This is a genomic window from Halorubrum marinum (assembly GCF_048381195.1).
Lineage (GTDB): Archaea > Halobacteriota > Halobacteria > Halobacteriales > Haloferacaceae > Halorubrum.
In genome coordinates this window covers 492,447-510,611 of the sequence record NZ_JBLWMM010000003.1, presented here as the reverse complement: position 1 = coordinate 510,611, position 18,165 = coordinate 492,447, and the positions used below count along the sequence as shown (strand labels likewise).

The window sequence follows — 18,165 nt, the reverse complement described above, 5'->3', positions numbered from 1 at the left end:
ATGACGATACCAAACGACCGCGCACAGGCGCACACCTTGGAGGCGTTCGCGGCGGCGATCCTGCTCATCGCCGGTCTGGTCTTCGCCCTTCAGGCGACCGCGGTGACGCCGCTGTCGGCGAGTACGTCGAACCAGCACATCGAGAACCAGCAGCGGGCGGTCGCGACGGACTTACTGGAGACGAGCGCGGAGAACGGCGACCTCGCCGAGGCGGTGCTGTACTGGAACCCGGAAAACGAGACGTTCGCGGGAAGCCATCCCGAGTTTACGTACTACACCCAAAGTGGACCGCCAACCGGGTTCGGCGACGCGCTGGACCGAGCGTTCCTCGACAGACGGATCGCGTTCAACGTGGAGCTCCGCCACGGCGACCGAAACGAGAACAGGACGCGGATGGTGAACATGGGCTCGCCGAGCGACAACGCGGTCAGTGCGACTCGAAGCGTCCCGCTCGCCGACGACGCGAATCTCACCGCGCCGGGATACGAGACGCGGACTCTCGGGCAGGTCACTGACGAGCCGGGAACGGAGTTCTACGCGGTCGACACCGGCGACGGCGAGTTCTACGGTCACGTGGAGGTGCACATCGTCGTATGGCGGATGTGAGCATCTCGCCGCCGGATCCGAGTCGGCTCCGCGGCGGCGACGAAGGGGAGCGGTTGCGCGACGCGGACCGGGGACAGCTCCTGCTCATCGCCGGGCTCGTGATGGCGGTGTCGCTGGTGGCGCTCGTAGTGCTGTTGAACGCGACGATCTATAGCGAGAACGTCGCGACGCGCGGCGTTGAAGCGGCCGACGGGGAGGCGCTGGAGGTCCGGGCGGCGGCGGTCGAGGGCACCGGAACGCTGATCGACGCGACGAATCGGAACGACCCAGGAGGCTACGGTGAGGCTGAGGGCGCCGTCCTCGATGGCGTCGGGGAGTTGGACCGGCAAATCGCCGCCGGATACGCTCGGCGCGGCGGAATCGCCGGCGTCGAGCCGCAGAACGGCACGCTGAGGGAGGGCCGGTTCCTCTCCGGTCCGGTGAACTCGTCGACCGCCGTCAGCAACGTCGTCCGAGCACGGGGAGTCGCGCTGAACGTCGCAACGGCGGATCTCGCGTCGGCGAACGCCTCGACTGCGAACGACGAGGCGTTCCACGTCGTGTTCAACCGAACAACGTCGAACACCACCCACGAGGTGTACGTGTACGAGGACGTCGACAACGGAGACCTCGTGGTCGCGAACGGCACCAACGGGACTGAGCTGAATGAGCGGTGCCGTCGGCCGACGGTTGACGGGAACCGCGCCCTCGTCGACCTCACCGAGGGCCGCTTCGGCGGCGAGCCGTGTCCCGGGCTGTGGCCGGAACCGTTGATCGACCCGAACGGCGGGTACGCGATCGAATTCGCCAACGCGGATAGCGTCGACGTCGAACTGACCGCGACCGTGCTGTCGACGACGGCGCCGACCGGCGGGACAGCGCTTAACGCGACGTCAGCGGTGTACGACGCGGTGATCGATATCCGTTACCGCACCGCGGAACTACGCTTCGAGACGAGCGTCCGGGTCGCCCCGGGTGAGCCCGATGCGTGACCGAACCGGGGGTAGGGGTCCCTCCCGAGATAGCCGCCTCGCACTTCGGACCGACGACCGTGCCGTCAGCGTGACCGTCGGATACGTGTTGACGCTGGCGATCGGCGCCGTCGTCCTTTCTGGTGTCGTCATCGGCGTGAGCGGCGTCATCGATTCGCAGACGGACCGAACCGTCCGCGGCGACCTCGCCGTCGTCGGGCAGACGACCGTGGCGAACCTCGAAAGCGCCGACCGACTCGCCCGCGCGGCGGAGTCGGATCGAGACGGGTACGGCGAGGTGACCGTGTCGATCGACGTCGACCTCCCGACACGGGTGGCCGGAATACCGTATCGGATAGTGATCGATGAGAACGCGGTCACGCTCAGAACCGACAACCCAGACGCGAGCGTGACGGTGTCGCACGCGGCCGATCTCGACGTCACCCGGACGAGCGTTCGAGGGGGACCGCTTCGGATCACGTACACCGACGCGACTGGTCAGCTGGCGGTGACCGAGCGATGAGGGACCGACCTCGGCGCTCGATCGCGGTTGGCGGACGCGGTCGGCTCGGCGACGGACCGATCGCGGACGATCGCGGGGTGAGCAACGTGGTGGGGTACGTGCTCGTGTTCTCGCTCGTCACGCTGACGATCGGGACGGTGTTCGCCGTGGGGATCGCCGGCGTCGAACAGCGGCAGGAGGCCGAGCAGGTCGCGAACGTCGAGCGCGCGTTCGACGTGTTCGACGACAACCTCAGAGACGTACAGCGGTACGACGACCCGAGTCGGTCGACGGAGATCCGTCTCAGCGGCGGGACGCTGTCGACCGCGGAGTCGACGCGGATCTCGCTGGTGAACGAGAGCGGGGACCCGCTCCCGGTGGGTCCGTGGGAGATGAATCCGGTGACGTACTCGACCGGCGACACGACCATCGCCTACGAGGCGGGCGCGTGGTTCAGAACGGACGGAGACGCGACGGTGATGCGGTCGGCACCGCGATTCGTCGCCGAAGACGGACGGACGACGCTCCCGATCGTCGTGCTCACCGCGGACGGAGACCGACGGGTCGCTGGCGACGCGACCGTTCAGATAAACGCGGATCGGCTTCGGTCGGTCACGCGGCCCGAACTCGACGTCGGCGAGTCCGAGAACGTCTCAATTCGCGTGGAATCGCCGCGCGCCGCCGCGTGGCAGCGGTATTTCGAACGAACCGACGGCTTCGTCGACGAGACGTCGGCCAGCGAGGAGGGTGTCGCCGTCGCCCGGCTCGAACACGTGGACACGGTGTACGTTCACGTCGTCTCGATACGGGTGACGCTCAGGCGCTGACGCCCGGGTCGAACGTGGCGTCCGCGGTGGAGTCGCGGTGTGACTCGACAGCTCATCACGCTCGGACGAGACCTCGTCTCCCGCGGTCCGAGCGCATGAGCTAAGCCGTCCGCGACGCTTTGCCGTAGTATGACTGAGCGGCTATACCTCGACGACGACACCGTCACGACGTTCGAAGCGACCGTCGAGCGGGTCCTCGACGATCGGCTCGTCCTCGACCGAACGCACTTCTACCCGACCGGCGGCGGCCAGCCGCACGACACCGGCCTGATCCGCACCGTCGACGGCGACGACGACCGCTGGCGCGTGGTCGACGTCGAAATGAAAGACACGGTGTATCACACGGTCGAGCCGGCTGTCACCGAGGGCGAGGAACCGGTATCCCCGCCGGGTCCCGGAACGGCAGTCGCGTGCGAGATCGATGCGCCGCGTCGGGCGGCTCACTCGAAGTACCACACGGCACAGCACCTCCTGTCGGCGCTCCTGTTGGACGAGTTCGACGCGAAGACGACCGGCAACCAGCTGTACCACGACCACGCGCACCTCGATGCCGCGTACGATCGATTCGACGCGGACGACCTCGCGCGGATCGAAGAGAGACTGAACGACCTCGTCGCCGACGCGCGGCCCGTGACGAGCTACACGATGGCGCGCGAGGAGGCGGAAGCGACGCTCGACACGGAGCGGACCCGGATCGACCTGTTGCCGGACTCCATCGAGGAGCTCCGGATCGTCGAGATCGGCGGGATCGGAAGAACTGACGGCGAGGGATCCTACGACCGTACAGCCTGCGCCGGAACCCACGTCGACAACACGAGCGAGATCGGCGAGGTCGTCGTGACGGGCCGGGAGACGAAGGGAAGCGACGAGGAGCGCGTGCGGTTCTCGCTCGCGGACCACGTCGACCCGAAAGACGACTGAAAAGCGGTGATCCGATCCTCGCCCGCAATCCCGCCGTTTATATGCGATCCGCGGTTGGATTGGCCATGAAGTTCTGCGACGAATGCGGTTCGATGATGAAGTCCGGCGAGGGCGAAGACCACTGGCTGTGCGACTCCTGCGGCCACGAGATCGGTCGCGACGAGGGCGACGACGAGTGGACCACGGAGTCGCAGGTGGAATCGGAAGTCATCGACGTGAGCGACGCGGAGGACAAAGGGCTCCCGAAGACGACCGCTCACTGCCCGGAGTGCGGTAACGACCGAGCGTACTGGTACATGCAGCAAATCCGGTCGGCCGACGAGTCGGAGACGCGGTTCTTCGTCTGTACCGAATGCGAGCACAAGTGGCGCGAAGACGACCACTGACACGGGTTCACCCCGATAGGGCGTTCGCGCCCGCACGACGACCCCGCACTCGCGTCTCCGTCCGTTTTTAACTACTTCCCGGCCGAAACGCCGACCATGGAACCGCCCGGCGTCCCGACCGACCGTCTCGACGGGTGGCGGAACGTTGCCGAGACGACCGAGCGACCGTTCTCGGCCGGGCCTATATCCGTCACCGCGGGCACGGTCCGGTACGAGCGGACGACCGGCGATCCGCCGCACCCGTTCTTTTTCGCGAGTCGCCTCCGGATCCGTCCGCCGACCGCGCCGAATCCGGCACTCACTCGACTGGTCGAACGACAGGCCCGAGCCGGGTTCAGTGACCGACTCGCCGGGCGTGATATCGAGGCCGTCGATCACGGCGAGACCCGCGAGATAGCGGTTGACGACCTCCGAGCCTCACGGGCGACGCTCTCGACGTTCCGAGGTACGTGCCGCGTCGAGGACGGCGGAGTGACGACGACGACGCCCGTCGAAGCGCTGCTCGCGGTGTGGGAAGCCGGGGAGTATCTGCTCGCCGGTGGGGCGTATTCGCTCAGAGGCGATCCGGAGCGCGATCGACGCGAGTTGCTCGGACTGATCCGGGGGACGCGACCGCCGGAGCGTGCCGAGAATGTATGACGGTAGTTAACAGGGAACGACTCCCGCCGCGGAGGTGATCGGCGACCCCTCATCGCGGTACTCCGTGTCGCCGACCGCGCCGTCGAACATCGGCAGCCGAAGTTCGTAGGTGTACAGCACGTCGAACGCCGCAAACGGATTTACTCCGTCGGCGATGGCTTCCCGCGCCGTCAGGCGGACGCCGGCGGCGAGCGTCACGATCGGATCGCCGCCGATCGCGCCGACCGCCTCGACGCCGAACTCGTTGCCGACGGCGGGGTCGGTCAGCACGGAGAGGTGGACGAGCGCGTCGATCGTCGCTCCCTCGTCCCCGATCGAGACGGGGTATCCCTCACCGTCGAAACACCGCGTGAGAGGTCCGACGCCGTCGCGGGGGGCCTCGTCGGATCGCTCTCCGTCGATCGTTCCGCGGTCGTCGCCGTCGAGCGCACTGGTCGCGTCCGAGGCGGTTGCGCCGCTTCCGGCGGCTGCACCGGCTGAGGCCGCCACGACTACCACGACTACCACGGCCACCGCGACGCAGACCGACAGGGCGAGCGTCGCCGTGACCGCGTGGGACCGAAAGCCGGGGTGCATCTGGTTCGGCTACGCCGGCTGGTACTAAAACGACGCGGCGCTCGGTATCGGTTCTGATAGGCAGGCAGCGAGTCCGGTCCTCCGATCCGCTACGATTCGAGGAGTCCCGCGACGAGCAGTTCCGCGGAGGCGACGTTCGTCGCCAGCGGCACGTCTTTCACGTCGCACACGCGGAGCAGCGCCGAGATGTCGGGCTCGTGAGCCTGTGCCGTGAGCGGGTCGCGGAGGAACACGACCCCGTCGATAGCGTCGTCGGCGATCATCCCCCCGATCTGGAGGTCGCCGCCGTACGGCCCGGACGCCTGTCGATTCACGGGAAGTCCCGTCTCGTCGGCGATCCGTTTCCCCGTCGTCCCCGTCGTGACGAGTTCGCAGTCGCCGAGGGCGGCCGCGTGGGCGTTGACGAACTCGACCATCTCGTCTTTCAGCTCGTCGTGGGCGATGAGCGCGATGCGCATAGCGCGACGTTACCGCGGTGGCGCTTAAAAACTCGCGTCGACGCAAGAGGTCGTCTGCCCGGAGCGATTACTTGAACCGGAACGTCTCCAGGTTCTTCGGCGCGAACGTCCGCATGTTGTAGTCGTGATACAGCGCGGACGAGAGGTCCTGCACGGAGCGCTCGTCGCCGTGGACGCACAGCACCTTCTCGGGCCGCGGATTCATCGTCTTCACGAAGTTCTCGAGGCCCTGTCGGTCGGCGTGACCGGAGAAGCCGTCGACGACTTCCGTCCCCATCTCCAAGGTGAGCGTGTCGCCGCGGCTCCCGCCGCCCCAGCCGTCGACGGGGATCTCGTCCCAGCCGTTCTGAATCCGGCGGCCGAGGGTCCCCTGCGCCTGGTATCCCACGAAGACGAGATTCGAGTCCGGGTCGGGTCCGATGTGGCGAAGCCACGACATGATCGGGCCGCCCTCGATCATCCCGGAGGTGGAGATGACGATACACTGATCGCCGTCGGCGACGTCCTGTCGCTCGTCTTCACCGGCGTCAATGTGGTTGAACTGGTCGGCGAGGAACGGGTTCTCGTCGTCGTGGAAGATGCGGTCGCGGAGGTCGTCGCGGAGGTACTCCGGATACGTCGTGTGGATCGCCGTCGCCTCCCAGATCATGCCGTCGAGGTGGACGGGCATGGTCGGGATCTCTCCCTTCCGCATCGCCTCCTCCAAGACGAGCATGATCTCCTGGGAGCGCCCGACGGCGAACGCGGGAATGAGGACCTTTCCGCCCTGATCGTACGTCTCGTTGATGACCTCCTTGAGCGCCTCCTCGGAGTCGGCCTGATCGGTCTGGTAGTCGTCCCGACCGCCGTAGGTGGACTCCAGCACGAGCGTCTCGACGCGCGGGAAGTCGTTGACCGCGCCGTTGAACAGCCGCGTGTCCTCGTAGTGGATGTCGCCCGAGAAGGCGACGTTGTAGAGGCCGTCGCCGATGTGGAAGTGCGTGACGGAGCTACCGAGGATGTGGCCCGCGTTGTGGAACGTGAGTTTGATGTCCGGCGCGATGTCGGTGACGTCGCCGTACTCCAGCGGGATGGTGTGTTTGATCGCGTCCCGGACTTGCGCCGACTCGTACGGCGGCGTCCGTCCCTCCTTGGCGGCCACGTCGAGGTAGTCGAGCGTGAGCAGGCCCATCAGGTCGCGGGTCGGCTCCGTCGTGTAGATCGGGCCGTCGTAGCCGTATTTGAACAGAAGCGGGACCAGCGCCGAGTGATCGAGGTGCGCGTGCGTGAGGACGACGGCGTCGATCGTCGCCGCTCCCGCACCGAGCGCCTCCGGCACCTGCAGGTACGGGACCTCACCCTCTGCGCCGGGTTTGTCCCCGCAGTCGATGAGAATTCGGGTCTCGGGCGTCGAGAGGATGAAGGCCGCGCGACCGACCTCGCGACAGCAGCCGAGCGTCGTGATTCGGACCCACTCGTCGTCGGACATCTCCTCGCGGTGGATCTGGCGACCGACGCGTTCGAGGATGTCTCGCCGCTCCTCGCGCTCGTTTTTCAGGAAGCCGCGGACGTTCGAGACGGTGGCGGACTCGATCGGCGGCGTCCGGACGACTTCGGGCGTCCACCCGACTTCTTGGGTGATCTCGCGAAGCGTCGAGCCGCGGCGTCCGATCACCATCCCGGGCTTTTGGGCTTCGATCACGACTTCGCCGGTGTCCTCGTGGAAGTCGAGGTCCGTGACCCCGGCCGCATCCGGGATCACGTTTCGAACCTCCTCTTCGGCCTGTCCCGGCGGTGAGAGGGCACTCGGGTCGGGTCTGATAGTAATTCGTTTCCGGAGCTTGGAGGCGAGCCGGCGGATCAGGTCGCCGTCACCGGCGAACCGCTTCGGATCGCGAGTGTACACGACCAGCTCTGGGCCCTCGTACTTGACATCTGTAACCGTGATATCGTTCGGAATCTCCTGTTCGATCTCTGATTTCAGGGTATCGAGTTGCTTATCGACTTGACTCATATCTTACCGCGGGTCGTCGGGGTCGCCATCGCCGTCGAACGTGTCCGCGTGCCGGTACGCGGCTCGTCGCCGAACGGTCGACCGTGACGGGGTAGGCATAGTGGTAGTACTGTCCGTAGGTGGTACCGTGCGGGAACAGCCAGCGAAAACCCGCTTAGCTGTGGATATATCCCGGTTGTTATAAAACCCTTCGCAAAGGGCAAGCCCCCTGCCCGCCAATCGCCAGCCATGCGCGTCACGCCACAGACGGTCCGCGAGGAGCACGCGTGGGTCCGCGACCGCGCGCCCGTCGTCGTCCCGATTCTCAACGACGCCCGCCAGCGGCTCGGCGATCTGTTCGACACCGATGTCGACGCAGTGACCGTCGAAACCTACCGACGTGAGGTCGATATCGTCTTCGCGGACGGCGAGGTCGCGGTCAACGTCGCGGGCTACGTCGGGGTGCTTCGCGACCTCGACGTCGAGGGAGATTATCCCGGGTTCATCGTCGACGAGGTGCTCGGCCGCGAGCTCGCCGCGACGATCGCCGGCGGGCGGCCGCTGTCGCTGCTCGCGCAGGCGACGTTCCACTTCGTCGACGTGCACGTCGACGGGGGCGCGACGGCGGACGACCCCGATAGAGACGGGGGCGCGGGAACCGCCGGTTCCGACGACCTCGACGCCGCGCTGGCGGCGGGGTTCCAGACGCGACTTCCCGGATGGGAGTGGCGAGAGGGAGAGAGCCCGTTCGCGGTCGAGTCGGCCGATGAGGCCTAATCTGGAGACCGGTCTCGTCGGTCCTCAGACGCTCCGGGTCTCGACCGTTTCGTTCCCGGCCTCGTCGACGGCCGTGAGCCGCACCTCCGTGACCGACGTCCGGCGGCTCCCGAGATCGTGCGTGCCCGACGCGACGTCGCCGCTCACGCTCGTCGAGGCGTCGTCGACGACGCCCCCGTCACCGGTGAGCTGTTCGCTCGTGACGGTCGCGAGGTCGCCGTCGGCGTCCGAGACCGCCCAGTCGACGATGTGACGCGACCAGTTCGGGTTGCTGTCGTCGCTCACGGTGAACTCGTCGACGACGGGTGCGGTATCGCCGTCGCCCCCGTCACCGCCGTCCTCGGTCTCCGTGACGGTCGCGGTGTCCGTCGCCGAGGCGCCCCCGGTGTCGGTGACGACCAGTTCGACGGTGTAGTCGTTCCCGCTCCCGTCGTCGCCGGCGGCGATCAGTCGAGTGGTGTCTCCGGCGGTGTCGCCGCTCACGCTCACCGAGACCGCCTCCTCGGTCTCGCCGTCCGTGTCGTCGGTGAGCGTGAGGTCGACGGTATCGAGGTTCCCGTCCGCGTCGGAGACCGCCCACGAGGCGTCGAACTCGGCGTCTCCGTCGTCCGTCTCGACCTCGGAGACGGCGAGGTCGTCGACCGTCGGGGCCGCGTTCCCGTCGTCGGTACCGCCGACCGCGGACGCGACGTTGAGCCGACCCGCGCCCTGCTCGTCGTCGTCGAGACCGATATCGTCGGCCGCGTCGAGGAGCGTGGACCGGACGGCGTCCCGGTCCGTCGTCCCGTCGGCGATCACCTGAGCGGCCGCGCCGGAGACGTGCGGGCACGCCATGGAGGTGCCGGAGAACTCGGCGTAGCCGTCGCGCGGGACCGTCGAGAGCGTGTCGACGCCGGGCGCCGCCAGTTCGACCTCCGGACCGGTCGAAGAGAAGTCGGCGAGTGCGTCGTTCGCGTCGGTAGCGGAGACCGCGATGACTCGCTCGTCGCGGGCCGGGAACCCGACGCAGTCGGTACAGGGACCGTCGTTCCCGGCCGCGGCGACCATCACGACCCCACGGTCGGCGGCGTACTGGAGCGCGTCTTTGACGACCTCTGAGTCCGAGTCGGCACCGAGGCTCATGCTCTGTACGTCGTGGCCTTGGTCGGCAGACCACTCGATCCCGGCCGCGATGTCGTCGAACGACCCGGACCCGTCACAGGCGAGTACTTTGACGGCATGGAGCGTTGCGTCCGGTGCGACCCCGAGCACCCCGGTCCCGTCGTCGGCGGCCGCAACGGTTCCGGCGCAGTGCGTGCCGTGGTCGTTGTCGTCGTCCCACTCGGCCAGACACTCGTCGATGTCGTTGCCGCCGCCGAACGGTCCGCCGCCACAGTCGGTGGTACAGGCCGCGTCAGCGGTCGCGTACCCCTCTCCGAGGTTCGCTTCGAGGGTCTCGTGCCGGGCGTCGATCCCGGTGTCGATGACCGCGACGTCGACGCCCTCGCCCGTGTCCCCGTCGTCGATCACGAGGTCGGCGTCGGTGATATCGACCCCGTACGGCGTCGTCTGCTCGAACGCGACCATCGTCCCGTTCTCCTCGACGTACCTGACGTTCGGATTGGTGGCGAGGGCCTCGGCGGCCGCCGGAGCGACTCGGACCGTGAGCGCGTCGAAAGCGAATTCGCGTTTCACCTCGGCGGCCGCACGCAGCGCCGCGTCTCGCCCGGTGTCATTGCTGACGCCGACGTTCACCTCGACGAGGTCCTGACCGGCTGCACCGCCGGCGAACCCGGTCGCTCCCAGCCCACCGGCGGTCGTAAGCAGTACGTCGCGTCGACTGAACGGAATGCCATCGTCTGACATACCTTTCTACTACGAAAGTGCCTACTTATTTCTTTGCCTCATAGAGTAATGAATACGCATATATCGACGAAAAGAGGGTGTCGACCCGTCGCGAGGACGCGAGCGGAGGAGTCGAGCCCGGCCGCGGTTACGGACCTACGACGTGAACTTCCGCATGAGCCCGTACGCCTTATCGAGCAGCGGATCGGGGAGGAACCGCGCCAAGACACCCACACGGGCGACCGTGCCCGGCTGGACGCGAGCGGGCGGCTGCGTCGCGCTCGCGACGTTGAGAATGGCGCCGGCGACGACCTCCGGCTCGATAGCGCCGGGCCCGTCGCCACCGACCATCTGTGTCTCCTCGAATAGCGCGTACAGCTCTTCGTACGCTCCCGAGCGTTCGATTCCGTTGGCCTCGTCTGCGTCCGGGTCGGCCTCGCTGGCCGCACGCTGCGCGAAGTTCGTCTTCACGGGACCGGGCTGGACGACGACCACGTCGATCCCGAATTCGGCCACTTCGTTGCGGAGCGCGTCCGACATCGCTTCGACCGCGAACTTCGAGCCGCTGTAGACGCCGCCGCCGGGGAACGCGACGCGTCCGGCGACCGACGAGACGTTGACGATCGTCCCGTCGCGCTCGCGGCGCATTCCCGGCAGCACGGCCTTGATAAGACGGTGTGGGCCGTACACGTTCACGTCGAACTGCTCGTGGACCGTCTGGGTCGACACGTCCTCTATGGGGCCGAACTGACCGTAGCCCGCGTTGTTGATCAGCGCGTCGATCGCGCCCTCCTCGTCCAAGATCCGGTCGACGACGCGGTCGACGCCGCTCTGATCGGTCACGTCGAGCGTCGCGAGCTCGCAGCCCGCTTCGCCGAGCGTCTCGATGTCCGCGGGGTTGCGGGCCGTCGCGTACACGGTCCATCCCTCGTCGTTGAACGCGTGCGCCGTGGCGCGGCCGATACCCGAGGAACAGCCGGTGATGAGTACCGTCTTCTGCACGTATCGTCGGTCGGCCTCCGTCATGATAACTCTCCCGACCCACAGCTGTCCGCTGCCAGTGGATGCGCTCGCTTGCGCGCAAAATAGGCGGTCCGTGCCTGAAAAGCGCTGCCGTCGCGCTCGCCCGGCTACTCCTCGTCCGTGTCGTCCGCTTCCTCGTCTTCCGCATCGGGCGCGAGCAGGCCGCGCTCCGCAAGCACGGACTCAAGCTCGTCGGGGGAGCGCTCGGTGTAGCCGTCCTCGGCCGTGATCGTGGCGACGCCGACGCCCTCCGGGGACAGCTCGCCGTCGTTCGGCTGCGCGAGCGTGTCGAGCGCGAGGCCGACCGCGTCGTCAGTGGAGAGCCCCTCCTCGTACTCCGCTTCGAGGTAGTCCCGCAGGTCACTCCGGTCGGAGCCGATTGAGAGGGCCTGCCACTCGTACGGCGTGCCGGAGGGGTCGGTCTCGAACAGGTGCGGCTCGCCGTTCTCGATCCCGCCGACGATCAGCGCGACGCCGAAGGGGCGTGCGCCGCCGACCTGCGTGTACTGCTGGATGTGGTCGGTGATCGTCTTGGTGAGGGTCTCGATGCCCATCGCCTCGCCGTAGCGGAGCCGGTTCACCTGCGCCTGCCGCCGGGCGAAGTCGATGAGCTGGCGCGCGTCCGCGACGTGGCCCGCGCTCGCGACGCCGACGTGGTCGTCGGCCTTGTGGAGCTTCTCGATGCTCGCCGGTTCCATCAGCGGGGACCGGGCGCGCTTGTCCGCCGCGAGGACCACACTGTTCTCTGCGCGGACGCCGACGCTCGCCGTCCCGCGTTTTACTGCTTCCCGTGCGTACTCGACCTGGTAGAGTCGGCCGTCGGGAGAGAAGATCGTGATGCCTCGGTCGTACGCCTGCTGTTGGGATTGGCCCTGCATGATATCACTCGATGTCGAACGTCGCCGCGCCGACGTACCCCGACTCGGTCCGCACGTCGCACGCATCTTCGCGCACGACTGCGGACCGCTCGGCGTTCTCGAACGCGACGTCTCGCTGTGTCGAAGTAGCGCCCGCGCGACCCATATATCTTTCCTCACAGGCACGCACTGTCCCCGAAATCCCGCGGACGACGATCCCAACGGCGGCGTCGTCGACCTCGCTTATGCATGTGATGGCGGCGCGTGCATCGTCGACGTGCCCGTGACGGACCCGAACGACGGCCTCGCCGCGTCCGTCCGCGTGGTCGAAGCTGAGCAGCGTGAGATCGGCGTCGGCGCTGCCGGCGTCCCCGATCAGGTTGCCGGCGGCGTACCACAGCGCGCGCTGGAACGCCCGTCGGTCGGGGTCAGCATCGGGCCACGTCTCGATCCCGATCGCGAGGTACCGCCACCGCGGACGGAGGTGCTTCGGGAGGTGTTTCATCGCGACCGGCGCTCCGCGTCGGCCGCCGACTCGACGCCCGTTCTGAGCCCTTCCGCCTCCGAACCTCGCCGCTCGGCGACGATCACGGCGACCTGATCGTGGACGCGCTCGACCGCGGTCACCGCGAACCCGACCGCCGTGAACATCTCGACGAGGGCACCGACCGTCGCCGGGTCGTCGACCTCGGGACCGTAGAAGGGCGCGTCGGGGTCCGGCTCCTCGAAGAAGGCCACGTCGCCGAGGACGATCCGGCGGGCGCCGGTGTCCGCCATCACCCGGATCGCCTCGCGCTTCTCGTCGTCCGCGAGGTGATGGAGCGCGAAGTTCGAGGTGACGACGTCGACCCGCTGATCCGGGTCGATCTCGGGCGTACGGAACTCGCCGTACGCGAACTCGACGTTGTCGACCCCGGCCGCGGCGGCCTTTTCACGGCCCTTCTCCATCATCCCCTCGCTGATGTCGCGGGCGAGGACGCGGTTCGCGTGGGGCGCGAGCGCGAGCGCGATGGCCCCGGTTCCGGCGCCGAGGTCGGCCACCACGTCGTCCGGCGTCGGGTCGGCGTACGCGACCACCAGGTTCGCGCAGGCGTGGTACTCGTCGCTCTTCGAGTCGTCGTACTCGTCGGCCTTCTCGGAGAACCGCGCGGCGTGTTCCTCAACGCTCTTCTTCATACCGTCCACGTCGGACCCCCGGCTCTATGAAGGCCTCGGAGCGCCGGTCTCGATTTCGGGCGGCGATCTCGCCCCACGCTCGGAGCCCGTCGCGGACCCACTCGGGGTCGAAGCCGACCGTCTCGGCCGCGGCGACCAGCTCGCGGGGCGCACGCGTAGCGAGGTGTGAGGCGGCGTTCGCGCTGACGACGTGAGGCGCGTCGTAGTAGGTCACGATCTCGCGGAGCTTCCGGAGGTCCGCGAGCGCGCGGACCCGTTTGCCGCCGGTGGCGCGCAACAGCGGACCCAGGTCGAACTCGACGTGGACGCCGTTGTCGCGCGCGGCCTTCGCGAGGACGTGGTTGAAGTCGCCCGACCCGCGCATCGGTCGCGCGAGCACGTCGATCCGCGGCTCCTCGACGGCGAAGCGGTTCAGGGTGTCGTCGCCGCCGACCAGACAGACGACCGTGTGGTCGGGTCGGTAGTTACCGACAGCGCCGGAGGCGCTCGTGGCGTCGTCGACGTCGATCTCGACCGCGTCGACGACGTCAACCCCGTACTCGTCGCGGAGTCCCGCGGCCTCGGTAGCGACTCCGGCGGTAGCGCCCGTGGTAGCGCCCTCGTCCGCCGAAGCGGTGAGCGCCTCGCGAGTCCGCACGACGATCCCGTCGTAGCCGTACCGGGCGGCCGTGGCGGCGTGACGCGCGACGGTGGCCTCACCGTCGGGATAGGCGTGGACGGCCTCGTACATACCGCCACGTTTCGGCTCCCTCGGTATCGACGTTGCGCTTTTCTCGTCGGATCGAGAGCAGTTCCCTCGACGTCGTTGTCGGCCCGACGGGTTTTTGCCTCGTTCCGGGGAAACACGGCCATGAGCGCCGACCTGACGGAGAAGACGGACCGCTACGAGCGGATGCTCGCGGACGCGCTGGCGGTCGCGGAGCCGCGCCCGCCGGCCGACACGCCGCTCGGGGCGGCCGCGGCCGACGTAATCGAGATGGCGGAGTCGTACTTGGAGGACGGTCGCCACTTCCGCGCAGACGCCGACCCCGTCAACGCGCTCGCGTCGTTCTCGTACGGGTACGGGTGGCTCGACGCCGGCGTCCGGATGGGGCTGTTCGCGGTCCCGGACGACACCGAGCTGTTCACGACGTAGTCGGCCGACGCCGATAACGGTCGCGCGAGTGACGCCCGCCGGCGGACGACGGCCCCGGCGGACAACCGCGACGGTGGACGACGGCGACGGGGACAACCCCGCCCGACGATTTCCGCACAGCCCAGCCCCTCAGTCCATCGGCGTCGTTCGGCCCGTCATCGTCTCGACGTCGAGCCGGATAATTCGGACGTCGACGTCCTCGACCGCCTCGTCGAACACCCGAATCGGCGAGAAGCGACGGTTGATCTCGGCGGTGTCGAACGCGACGGCGTCGGTGTCGGAGAGCTCGGTGAGCTGACCGGTGACGACGACGCTCCACGATTCGATCGCCTTCGGATCGTCAGTCGGTTCGGTTCCGTACACGACGTAACACGCCGTCTCGGTCGCGTCGAGGAACGCCTGCTTCGTGCTCCCCGCGGTGGTCCCGAGTCGAAGATAGAGCCCGTCTCCGTCGTAGTAGTGCGCCAGCGGGACCGCGTACGCGTCGTTTTCGCGCGACAGGGCCAGCACGCCGGTCTCGGCCGACCGCAGCCGCGCTTCGACGTCGGCGTCGTCCATGCCGTGCGTGTACGCGTAGTCGATGTGCTCCATGCGAACAGTACGCGTGGGCCGAGGATAAGGGCACGGGAGCGGTGTGCGAATGCAGAGTGCGGAACTGCGCGTAGCGACGGGTGCGCACGCAGAGGAGAGCCGTACGTCGCGCGCAGAACGCACCGCGGCTCCGGCTCTGGCGCTCGGTCCGACCGCTCAGTCGGATTCCGTCACGTCGACGGTGATGGAGTCGCGCTCGACGGCGAGTTTAAACGTCGGGACGGTCCGGTAGACGACCTCGACGACGTTCTTGCGTTCGAGGCTTCGGAGCGCGCGCCGCACCTCGTCGACTTCGGGGTCGATGTCGTACGCCTCGCGCAACGCGTTGAGCACGCTGACGACGGACTGCGAGCGCTCGTCCGGGCCCGCCACGACCTCGAACACCTGCGCTTCGAGCGTCGGAACGCTGATCGTCTCCGGCGCGGCGCCTCTCGCGACCGCGTCCGCCTCGATTCCGGGCTCGACGTCGACGAGGTCGTTCGCCTCGGCGGTCGACCGAATCAGGCTGTCGTCGTCGCGGTAGTAGTACTCCTTGAGGTGATTCTGGAGGTACTGGTGGACTTCGCTGCCGCTGTCGAGCCCCCACGCGTCCTGTAACTCGCCGTTCTTCGTCGGCTGCAGCCGGACGATGTCGGCGAGCCGGCTCAGCTCCTCGTCGGTCAGACTCATTGGTCCTCGACCGCGCTCGCGGCGCGGATCACGGTCTCCTCGTCGAACTTCGGTCCGACGAGCTGCAGGCCCACCGGGAGCCCCTCGGCCTCGCCCGCGGGCACCGAGACGGCGGGGAGGTTCGCGAGGTTGACCGGCGTCGTGTTCGCGTCCGCGAGGTACATCCGCAGCGGGTCGTCGAGGCTCTCGCCGAGCTCGAACGGGAGCACCGGCATCGTCGGCGACGCGATCACGTCCACGTCCGCGAAGGCGTCCTCGAAGTCCTGTCGGACCCACGCGCGAGCGTCCTGCGCCTTCTTGTAGTACTTGTCGTGGTATCCCGCGGAGAGCGCGTACGTTCCGAGGAGAATCCGGCGTTTGACCTCCGGGCCGAAGCCCGCCTCCCGCGTCTCCGCGAACGACTCGTTCCAGTTGCCGTTCGACTCGGCGCGGTCGCCGTACCGGACGCCGTCGAAGCGCGCGAGGTTCGAGGAGGCCTCGGCCATCGCGATCACGTAGTACGCCTGTACGGCGTGTTCGACCGACGGCAACGAGATTTCGGTGGTCTCGGCCCCCTGTGCCTCCAGGTCCGCGATGGCGGCCTCGACCGTGTCGACGACGCGGTCGTCTGCCCCCTCGAACAGCTCGGTGGGAACGCCCACGGTGAGCCCGTAGACGTCGCCGTCGGCGGCCGCGGCGTAGCTCGCGTCCGGGTCCGCGCCGTCGACCTCGCTCAAGTCGCGGGTCGTGCCGTCGTGCGGGTCCGGGCCCGCGATGACGTCGAGCGCGGCCGCCGCCTCCTCGACGGTCCCCGCGATCGGCCCGATCTGTTCGAGGGAGTTCGCGTACGCGACGAGCCCGTACCGCGAGACGAGCCCGTAGGTCGGCTTGATACCGACGACGCCGCAGAAGGCGGCCGGACACCGAACCGACCCGCCCGTGTCGGAGCCGAGCGCCACGTCGGCCTCGCCCGCGGCGACCGCCGCCGCGGAGCCGCCCGACGAGCCGCCGGGGACGCGCTCCGGGTCGGCCGGGTTCTTCGTTGGGCCGAACGCGGACGTTTCCGTCGTCGTGCCCATCCCGAACTCGTCCATGTTCGTCTTGCCGACGATCGTCGCGCCCGCGGCCGTCAGCCGGTCGACGACGGTCGCGGAGTACGGTGGCACGTAGTCGGCGAGCATCTCGGAGCCGCAGGTCGTCCGGACGCCCTCGGTCGAGATGTTGTCCTTGACGGCCACGCGAGCCCCCGCGAGCGGCCCCTCCGCGTCGGTGTCGCCGCCGATCGTCGCCTCCGTGATGAAGGCGTTGTAGTCCGCCGCCATCTACGACACCCTCGGTCCGACGAAGAAGCCGTCCTCCGTCTCGTCCGCGTTCGACAGCGCCTCCTCCTGTGAGAGCCCGTCGCGGACCTCGTCGGCGCGCATCACGTTGACGAGTTCCTCCTCGCGCTCCGTCTCCGGCACCTCGTCGAGCGCCTCGAAGTACTCCAGGATGTCGGCGAACTGGTCGGCGAAGGCGTCGACCTCGTCGTCGTCCAGGCGCACCCGGGCCAGCTCGGCGACGTGACGGACTTCCTCGGCGTCGACCGCGGCCGCGTCGGCGTCGGCGGACGAATCGGGGTCGTCCCCCGCGTCCGCCCCCGCAGCGTCGGTCGACTCGGACGTATCGCTCATACGTCGAGGTGTTCCGGACCGGGAGTAAGGGTTTCGGAACGCGGTATCGATCGTCGCCTCGGAAACCCGAGAGACGGACGTCGCCGACGCTCACTCGCTCGCGCCGGCGCGCACCGTCACCACGGGCGGGTCGGCCATCCGCACGACCTTCTCCGTGACGCTCCCGAGCAAGTACCGCTCGACCCCGGTCCGCCCGTGGGTCCCCATCACGATCAGGTCGATGTCGTTGGCGTCGGCGTAGTCCAAGATCACCGAGTGCGGGTTCCCCAGTTCGACGGCGGTGACGGTGTCGATGTCGCCGAACGCCTCGGCCGCCTCCTCGACCATCGAACTGCCCCGCTCGGAGAGCGCGTCGTTCACCTCGTCGAAGTCGGGTCGCTCCCCGACCATCCCAAATCCACCGCCTTCCTCGCTTTTCCCGCTCAGTCCGGTGCCGTCGTCGGAGAGGAACGCGCCGCTCATTCCCATGCCAGCGTGGCGCGTGTCGACGACGTGCAACACGTGAACGGTCGCGTCGAACGTCGACGCGAGTAATCTAACGTGTTCCGCCGCCGCGTCTGAACCGGTGCTCCCGTCCGTCGGATACAGGATGTTGTCGTACATGCCACCACCAAGTGTTATTTT

The 18,165-nt window shown here is 68.1% G+C and carries 23 protein-coding genes; 9 read left to right on the top strand and 14 right to left on the bottom strand.

All coding sequences use genetic code 11. From position 1 onward, the window contains the following. The 7 genes from ACNSN4_RS06380 to ACNSN4_RS06350 all read left to right on the top strand — a co-directional run bounded on the left by ACNSN4_RS06380 (position 1) and on the right by ACNSN4_RS06350 (position 4,831). Complete coding sequence (locus tag ACNSN4_RS06380; RefSeq protein WP_418284945.1) at positions 1 to 606, top strand: DUF7288 family protein; 606 nt, start codon at positions 1 to 3, stop codon at positions 604 to 606. Beyond that, complete coding sequence (locus ACNSN4_RS06375) at positions 594 to 1,577, top strand: DUF7261 family protein (protein WP_418284944.1); 984 nt, start codon at positions 594 to 596, stop codon at positions 1,575 to 1,577. The genes ACNSN4_RS06380 and ACNSN4_RS06375 overlap by 13 nt, the downstream gene beginning before the upstream one ends. Continuing rightward, the gene (locus ACNSN4_RS06370) at positions 1,570 to 2,079 is read left to right on the top strand and encodes a DUF7266 family protein (RefSeq protein WP_418284943.1); all 510 of its coding nucleotides are present in this window, start codon (positions 1,570 to 1,572) and stop codon (positions 2,077 to 2,079) included. The genes ACNSN4_RS06375 and ACNSN4_RS06370 overlap by 8 nt, the downstream gene beginning before the upstream one ends. Beyond that, the gene (locus ACNSN4_RS06365; RefSeq protein ID WP_418284942.1) at positions 2,076 to 2,885 is read left to right on the top strand and encodes a DUF7289 family protein; all 810 of its coding nucleotides are present in this window, start codon (positions 2,076 to 2,078) and stop codon (positions 2,883 to 2,885) included. Before ACNSN4_RS06370 ends, ACNSN4_RS06365 begins: the two co-directional genes overlap by 4 nt. A gap of 129 nt (positions 2,886 to 3,014) precedes the next feature. Then, complete coding sequence (locus ACNSN4_RS06360; protein ID WP_418284941.1) at positions 3,015 to 3,806, top strand: alanyl-tRNA editing protein; 792 nt, start codon at positions 3,015 to 3,017, stop codon at positions 3,804 to 3,806. 65 nt (positions 3,807 to 3,871) lie between these two features. Then, positions 3,872 to 4,192, top strand: coding sequence for a transcription factor S (locus tag ACNSN4_RS06355; protein ID WP_418284940.1), 321 nt, complete (start codon positions 3,872 to 3,874; stop codon positions 4,190 to 4,192). A 96-nt stretch (positions 4,193 to 4,288) separates the two neighbouring features. Beyond that, complete coding sequence (locus tag ACNSN4_RS06350) at positions 4,289 to 4,831, top strand: DUF6517 family protein (RefSeq protein WP_418284939.1); 543 nt, start codon at positions 4,289 to 4,291, stop codon at positions 4,829 to 4,831. Between the two features lie 6 nt (positions 4,832 to 4,837). On the opposite strand, the gene ACNSN4_RS06345 is transcribed toward ACNSN4_RS06350, so the two are convergent. The 3 genes from ACNSN4_RS06345 to ACNSN4_RS06335 form a co-directional block, all read right to left on the bottom strand. Then, on the bottom strand, positions 4,838 to 5,407 hold the full coding sequence (locus ACNSN4_RS06345) for a DUF7332 family protein (RefSeq protein WP_418284938.1): 570 nt from the start codon (positions 5,405 to 5,407) through the stop codon (positions 4,838 to 4,840). An 89-nt stretch (positions 5,408 to 5,496) separates the two neighbouring features. Continuing rightward, positions 5,497 to 5,865, bottom strand: coding sequence for a methylglyoxal synthase (locus ACNSN4_RS06340; RefSeq protein WP_418284937.1), 369 nt, complete (start codon positions 5,863 to 5,865; stop codon positions 5,497 to 5,499). Between the two features lie 67 nt (positions 5,866 to 5,932). Continuing rightward, positions 5,933 to 7,858 (bottom strand): beta-CASP ribonuclease aCPSF1, encoded by a 1,926-nt coding sequence (locus tag ACNSN4_RS06335; protein WP_418284936.1) that lies wholly within the window; start codon positions 7,856 to 7,858, stop codon positions 5,933 to 5,935. Positions 7,859 to 8,086: 228 nt separating this feature from the next. Between ACNSN4_RS06335 and ACNSN4_RS06330 the strand changes: the two genes are divergently transcribed. After that, the gene (locus tag ACNSN4_RS06330; RefSeq protein ID WP_418284935.1) at positions 8,087 to 8,614 is read left to right on the top strand and encodes a DUF7984 family protein; all 528 of its coding nucleotides are present in this window, start codon (positions 8,087 to 8,089) and stop codon (positions 8,612 to 8,614) included. Positions 8,615 to 8,638: 24 nt separating this feature from the next. Here the strand turns inward: ACNSN4_RS06330 and ACNSN4_RS06325 are convergent, their stop codons facing one another. The 6 genes from ACNSN4_RS06325 to ACNSN4_RS06300 form a co-directional block, all read right to left on the bottom strand. Beyond that, the gene (locus ACNSN4_RS06325) at positions 8,639 to 10,459 is read right to left on the bottom strand and encodes a S8 family serine peptidase (protein ID WP_418284934.1); all 1,821 of its coding nucleotides are present in this window, start codon (positions 10,457 to 10,459) and stop codon (positions 8,639 to 8,641) included. 135 nt (positions 10,460 to 10,594) lie between these two features. Continuing rightward, positions 10,595 to 11,464, bottom strand: a complete 870-nt coding sequence (locus ACNSN4_RS06320; protein ID WP_418284933.1) for an SDR family oxidoreductase — start codon at positions 11,462 to 11,464, stop codon at positions 10,595 to 10,597. A 104-nt stretch (positions 11,465 to 11,568) separates the two neighbouring features. Then, a complete protein-coding gene (gene psmA / locus ACNSN4_RS06315) occupies positions 11,569 to 12,339 on the bottom strand; it encodes an archaeal proteasome endopeptidase complex subunit alpha (RefSeq protein ID WP_418284932.1) in 771 nt (256 codons plus the stop codon). A 4-nt stretch (positions 12,340 to 12,343) separates the two neighbouring features. Beyond that, positions 12,344 to 12,823, bottom strand: a complete 480-nt coding sequence (locus ACNSN4_RS06310) for an Rpp14/Pop5 family protein (RefSeq protein ID WP_418284931.1) — start codon at positions 12,821 to 12,823, stop codon at positions 12,344 to 12,346. Next, a complete protein-coding gene (locus tag ACNSN4_RS06305; RefSeq protein ID WP_418284930.1) occupies positions 12,820 to 13,494 on the bottom strand; it encodes a class I SAM-dependent methyltransferase in 675 nt (224 codons plus the stop codon). The genes ACNSN4_RS06310 and ACNSN4_RS06305 overlap by 4 nt, the downstream gene beginning before the upstream one ends. Next, positions 13,478 to 14,224, bottom strand: coding sequence for an RNase P subunit p30 family protein (locus tag ACNSN4_RS06300; protein WP_418284929.1), 747 nt, complete (start codon positions 14,222 to 14,224; stop codon positions 13,478 to 13,480). Before ACNSN4_RS06300 ends, ACNSN4_RS06305 begins: the two co-directional genes overlap by 17 nt. A gap of 120 nt (positions 14,225 to 14,344) precedes the next feature. On the opposite strand from ACNSN4_RS06300, the gene ACNSN4_RS06295 reads away from it, so the two are divergent. Then, positions 14,345 to 14,629 (top strand): DUF357 domain-containing protein, encoded by a 285-nt coding sequence (locus ACNSN4_RS06295; RefSeq protein ID WP_418284928.1) that lies wholly within the window; start codon positions 14,345 to 14,347, stop codon positions 14,627 to 14,629. A 129-nt stretch (positions 14,630 to 14,758) separates the two neighbouring features. Here the strand turns inward: ACNSN4_RS06295 and ACNSN4_RS06290 are convergent, their stop codons facing one another. From ACNSN4_RS06290 to ACNSN4_RS06270, 5 genes are all read right to left on the bottom strand, one after another. Further along, positions 14,759 to 15,220, bottom strand: a complete 462-nt coding sequence (locus ACNSN4_RS06290; protein WP_418284927.1) for a pyridoxamine 5'-phosphate oxidase family protein — start codon at positions 15,218 to 15,220, stop codon at positions 14,759 to 14,761. A 156-nt stretch (positions 15,221 to 15,376) separates the two neighbouring features. Next, positions 15,377 to 15,889 (bottom strand): DUF5797 family protein, encoded by a 513-nt coding sequence (locus tag ACNSN4_RS06285; RefSeq protein WP_418284926.1) that lies wholly within the window; start codon positions 15,887 to 15,889, stop codon positions 15,377 to 15,379. Beyond that, positions 15,886 to 17,190, bottom strand: coding sequence for an Asp-tRNA(Asn)/Glu-tRNA(Gln) amidotransferase subunit GatA (gatA, locus tag ACNSN4_RS06280; protein ID WP_418284925.1), 1,305 nt, complete (start codon positions 17,188 to 17,190; stop codon positions 15,886 to 15,888). Before gatA ends, ACNSN4_RS06285 begins: the two co-directional genes overlap by 4 nt. Next, complete coding sequence (gatC, locus tag ACNSN4_RS06275; RefSeq protein ID WP_418284924.1) at positions 17,191 to 17,541, bottom strand: Asp-tRNA(Asn)/Glu-tRNA(Gln) amidotransferase subunit GatC; 351 nt, start codon at positions 17,539 to 17,541, stop codon at positions 17,191 to 17,193. 90 nt (positions 17,542 to 17,631) lie between these two features. Continuing rightward, complete coding sequence (locus ACNSN4_RS06270) at positions 17,632 to 18,144, bottom strand: universal stress protein (protein ID WP_418284923.1); 513 nt, start codon at positions 18,142 to 18,144, stop codon at positions 17,632 to 17,634. Positions 18,145 to 18,165 lie beyond the last annotated feature (21 nt).

What these genes read in the sequence shown, in the direction of transcription:
- ACNSN4_RS06295 (WP_418284928.1), top strand. Translation starts at nt 14,345, where the DNA reads ATGAGCGCCGACCTGACGGAGAAGACGGACCGCTACGAGCGGATGCTC.
- ACNSN4_RS06380 (WP_418284945.1), top strand. Translation starts at nt 1, where the DNA reads ATGACGATACCAAACGACCGCGCACAGGCGCACACCTTGGAGGCGTTC.
- gatA (WP_418284925.1), bottom strand. Translation starts at nt 17,190, where the DNA reads ATGGCGGCGGACTACAACGCCTTCATCACGGAGGCGACGATCGGCGGC.
- ACNSN4_RS06270 (WP_418284923.1), bottom strand. Translation starts at nt 18,144, where the DNA reads ATGTACGACAACATCCTGTATCCGACGGACGGGAGCACCGGTTCAGAC.
- ACNSN4_RS06290 (WP_418284927.1), bottom strand. Translation starts at nt 15,220, where the DNA reads ATGGAGCACATCGACTACGCGTACACGCACGGCATGGACGACGCCGAC.
- ACNSN4_RS06360 (WP_418284941.1), top strand. Translation starts at nt 3,015, where the DNA reads ATGACTGAGCGGCTATACCTCGACGACGACACCGTCACGACGTTCGAA.
- ACNSN4_RS06340 (WP_418284937.1), bottom strand. Translation starts at nt 5,865, where the DNA reads ATGCGCATCGCGCTCATCGCCCACGACGAGCTGAAAGACGAGATGGTC.
- ACNSN4_RS06375 (WP_418284944.1), top strand. Translation starts at nt 594, where the DNA reads ATGGCGGATGTGAGCATCTCGCCGCCGGATCCGAGTCGGCTCCGCGGC.
- ACNSN4_RS06335 (WP_418284936.1), bottom strand. Translation starts at nt 7,858, where the DNA reads ATGAGTCAAGTCGATAAGCAACTCGATACCCTGAAATCAGAGATCGAA.
- ACNSN4_RS06350 (WP_418284939.1), top strand. Translation starts at nt 4,289, where the DNA reads ATGGAACCGCCCGGCGTCCCGACCGACCGTCTCGACGGGTGGCGGAAC.
- ACNSN4_RS06310 (WP_418284931.1), bottom strand. Translation starts at nt 12,823, where the DNA reads ATGAAACACCTCCCGAAGCACCTCCGTCCGCGGTGGCGGTACCTCGCG.
- ACNSN4_RS06320 (WP_418284933.1), bottom strand. Translation starts at nt 11,464, where the DNA reads ATGACGGAGGCCGACCGACGATACGTGCAGAAGACGGTACTCATCACC.
- ACNSN4_RS06355 (WP_418284940.1), top strand. Translation starts at nt 3,872, where the DNA reads ATGAAGTTCTGCGACGAATGCGGTTCGATGATGAAGTCCGGCGAGGGC.
- ACNSN4_RS06285 (WP_418284926.1), bottom strand. Translation starts at nt 15,889, where the DNA reads ATGAGTCTGACCGACGAGGAGCTGAGCCGGCTCGCCGACATCGTCCGG.
- ACNSN4_RS06325 (WP_418284934.1), bottom strand. Translation starts at nt 10,459, where the DNA reads ATGTCAGACGATGGCATTCCGTTCAGTCGACGCGACGTACTGCTTACG.
- ACNSN4_RS06305 (WP_418284930.1), bottom strand. Translation starts at nt 13,494, where the DNA reads ATGAAGAAGAGCGTTGAGGAACACGCCGCGCGGTTCTCCGAGAAGGCC.
- ACNSN4_RS06370 (WP_418284943.1), top strand. Translation starts at nt 1,570, where the DNA reads ATGCGTGACCGAACCGGGGGTAGGGGTCCCTCCCGAGATAGCCGCCTC.
- ACNSN4_RS06300 (WP_418284929.1), bottom strand. Translation starts at nt 14,224, where the DNA reads ATGTACGAGGCCGTCCACGCCTATCCCGACGGTGAGGCCACCGTCGCG.
- ACNSN4_RS06330 (WP_418284935.1), top strand. Translation starts at nt 8,087, where the DNA reads ATGCGCGTCACGCCACAGACGGTCCGCGAGGAGCACGCGTGGGTCCGC.
- ACNSN4_RS06345 (WP_418284938.1), bottom strand. Translation starts at nt 5,407, where the DNA reads ATGCACCCCGGCTTTCGGTCCCACGCGGTCACGGCGACGCTCGCCCTG.
- psmA (WP_418284932.1), bottom strand. Translation starts at nt 12,339, where the DNA reads ATGCAGGGCCAATCCCAACAGCAGGCGTACGACCGAGGCATCACGATC.
- gatC (WP_418284924.1), bottom strand. Translation starts at nt 17,541, where the DNA reads ATGAGCGATACGTCCGAGTCGACCGACGCTGCGGGGGCGGACGCGGGG.
- ACNSN4_RS06365 (WP_418284942.1), top strand. Translation starts at nt 2,076, where the DNA reads ATGAGGGACCGACCTCGGCGCTCGATCGCGGTTGGCGGACGCGGTCGG.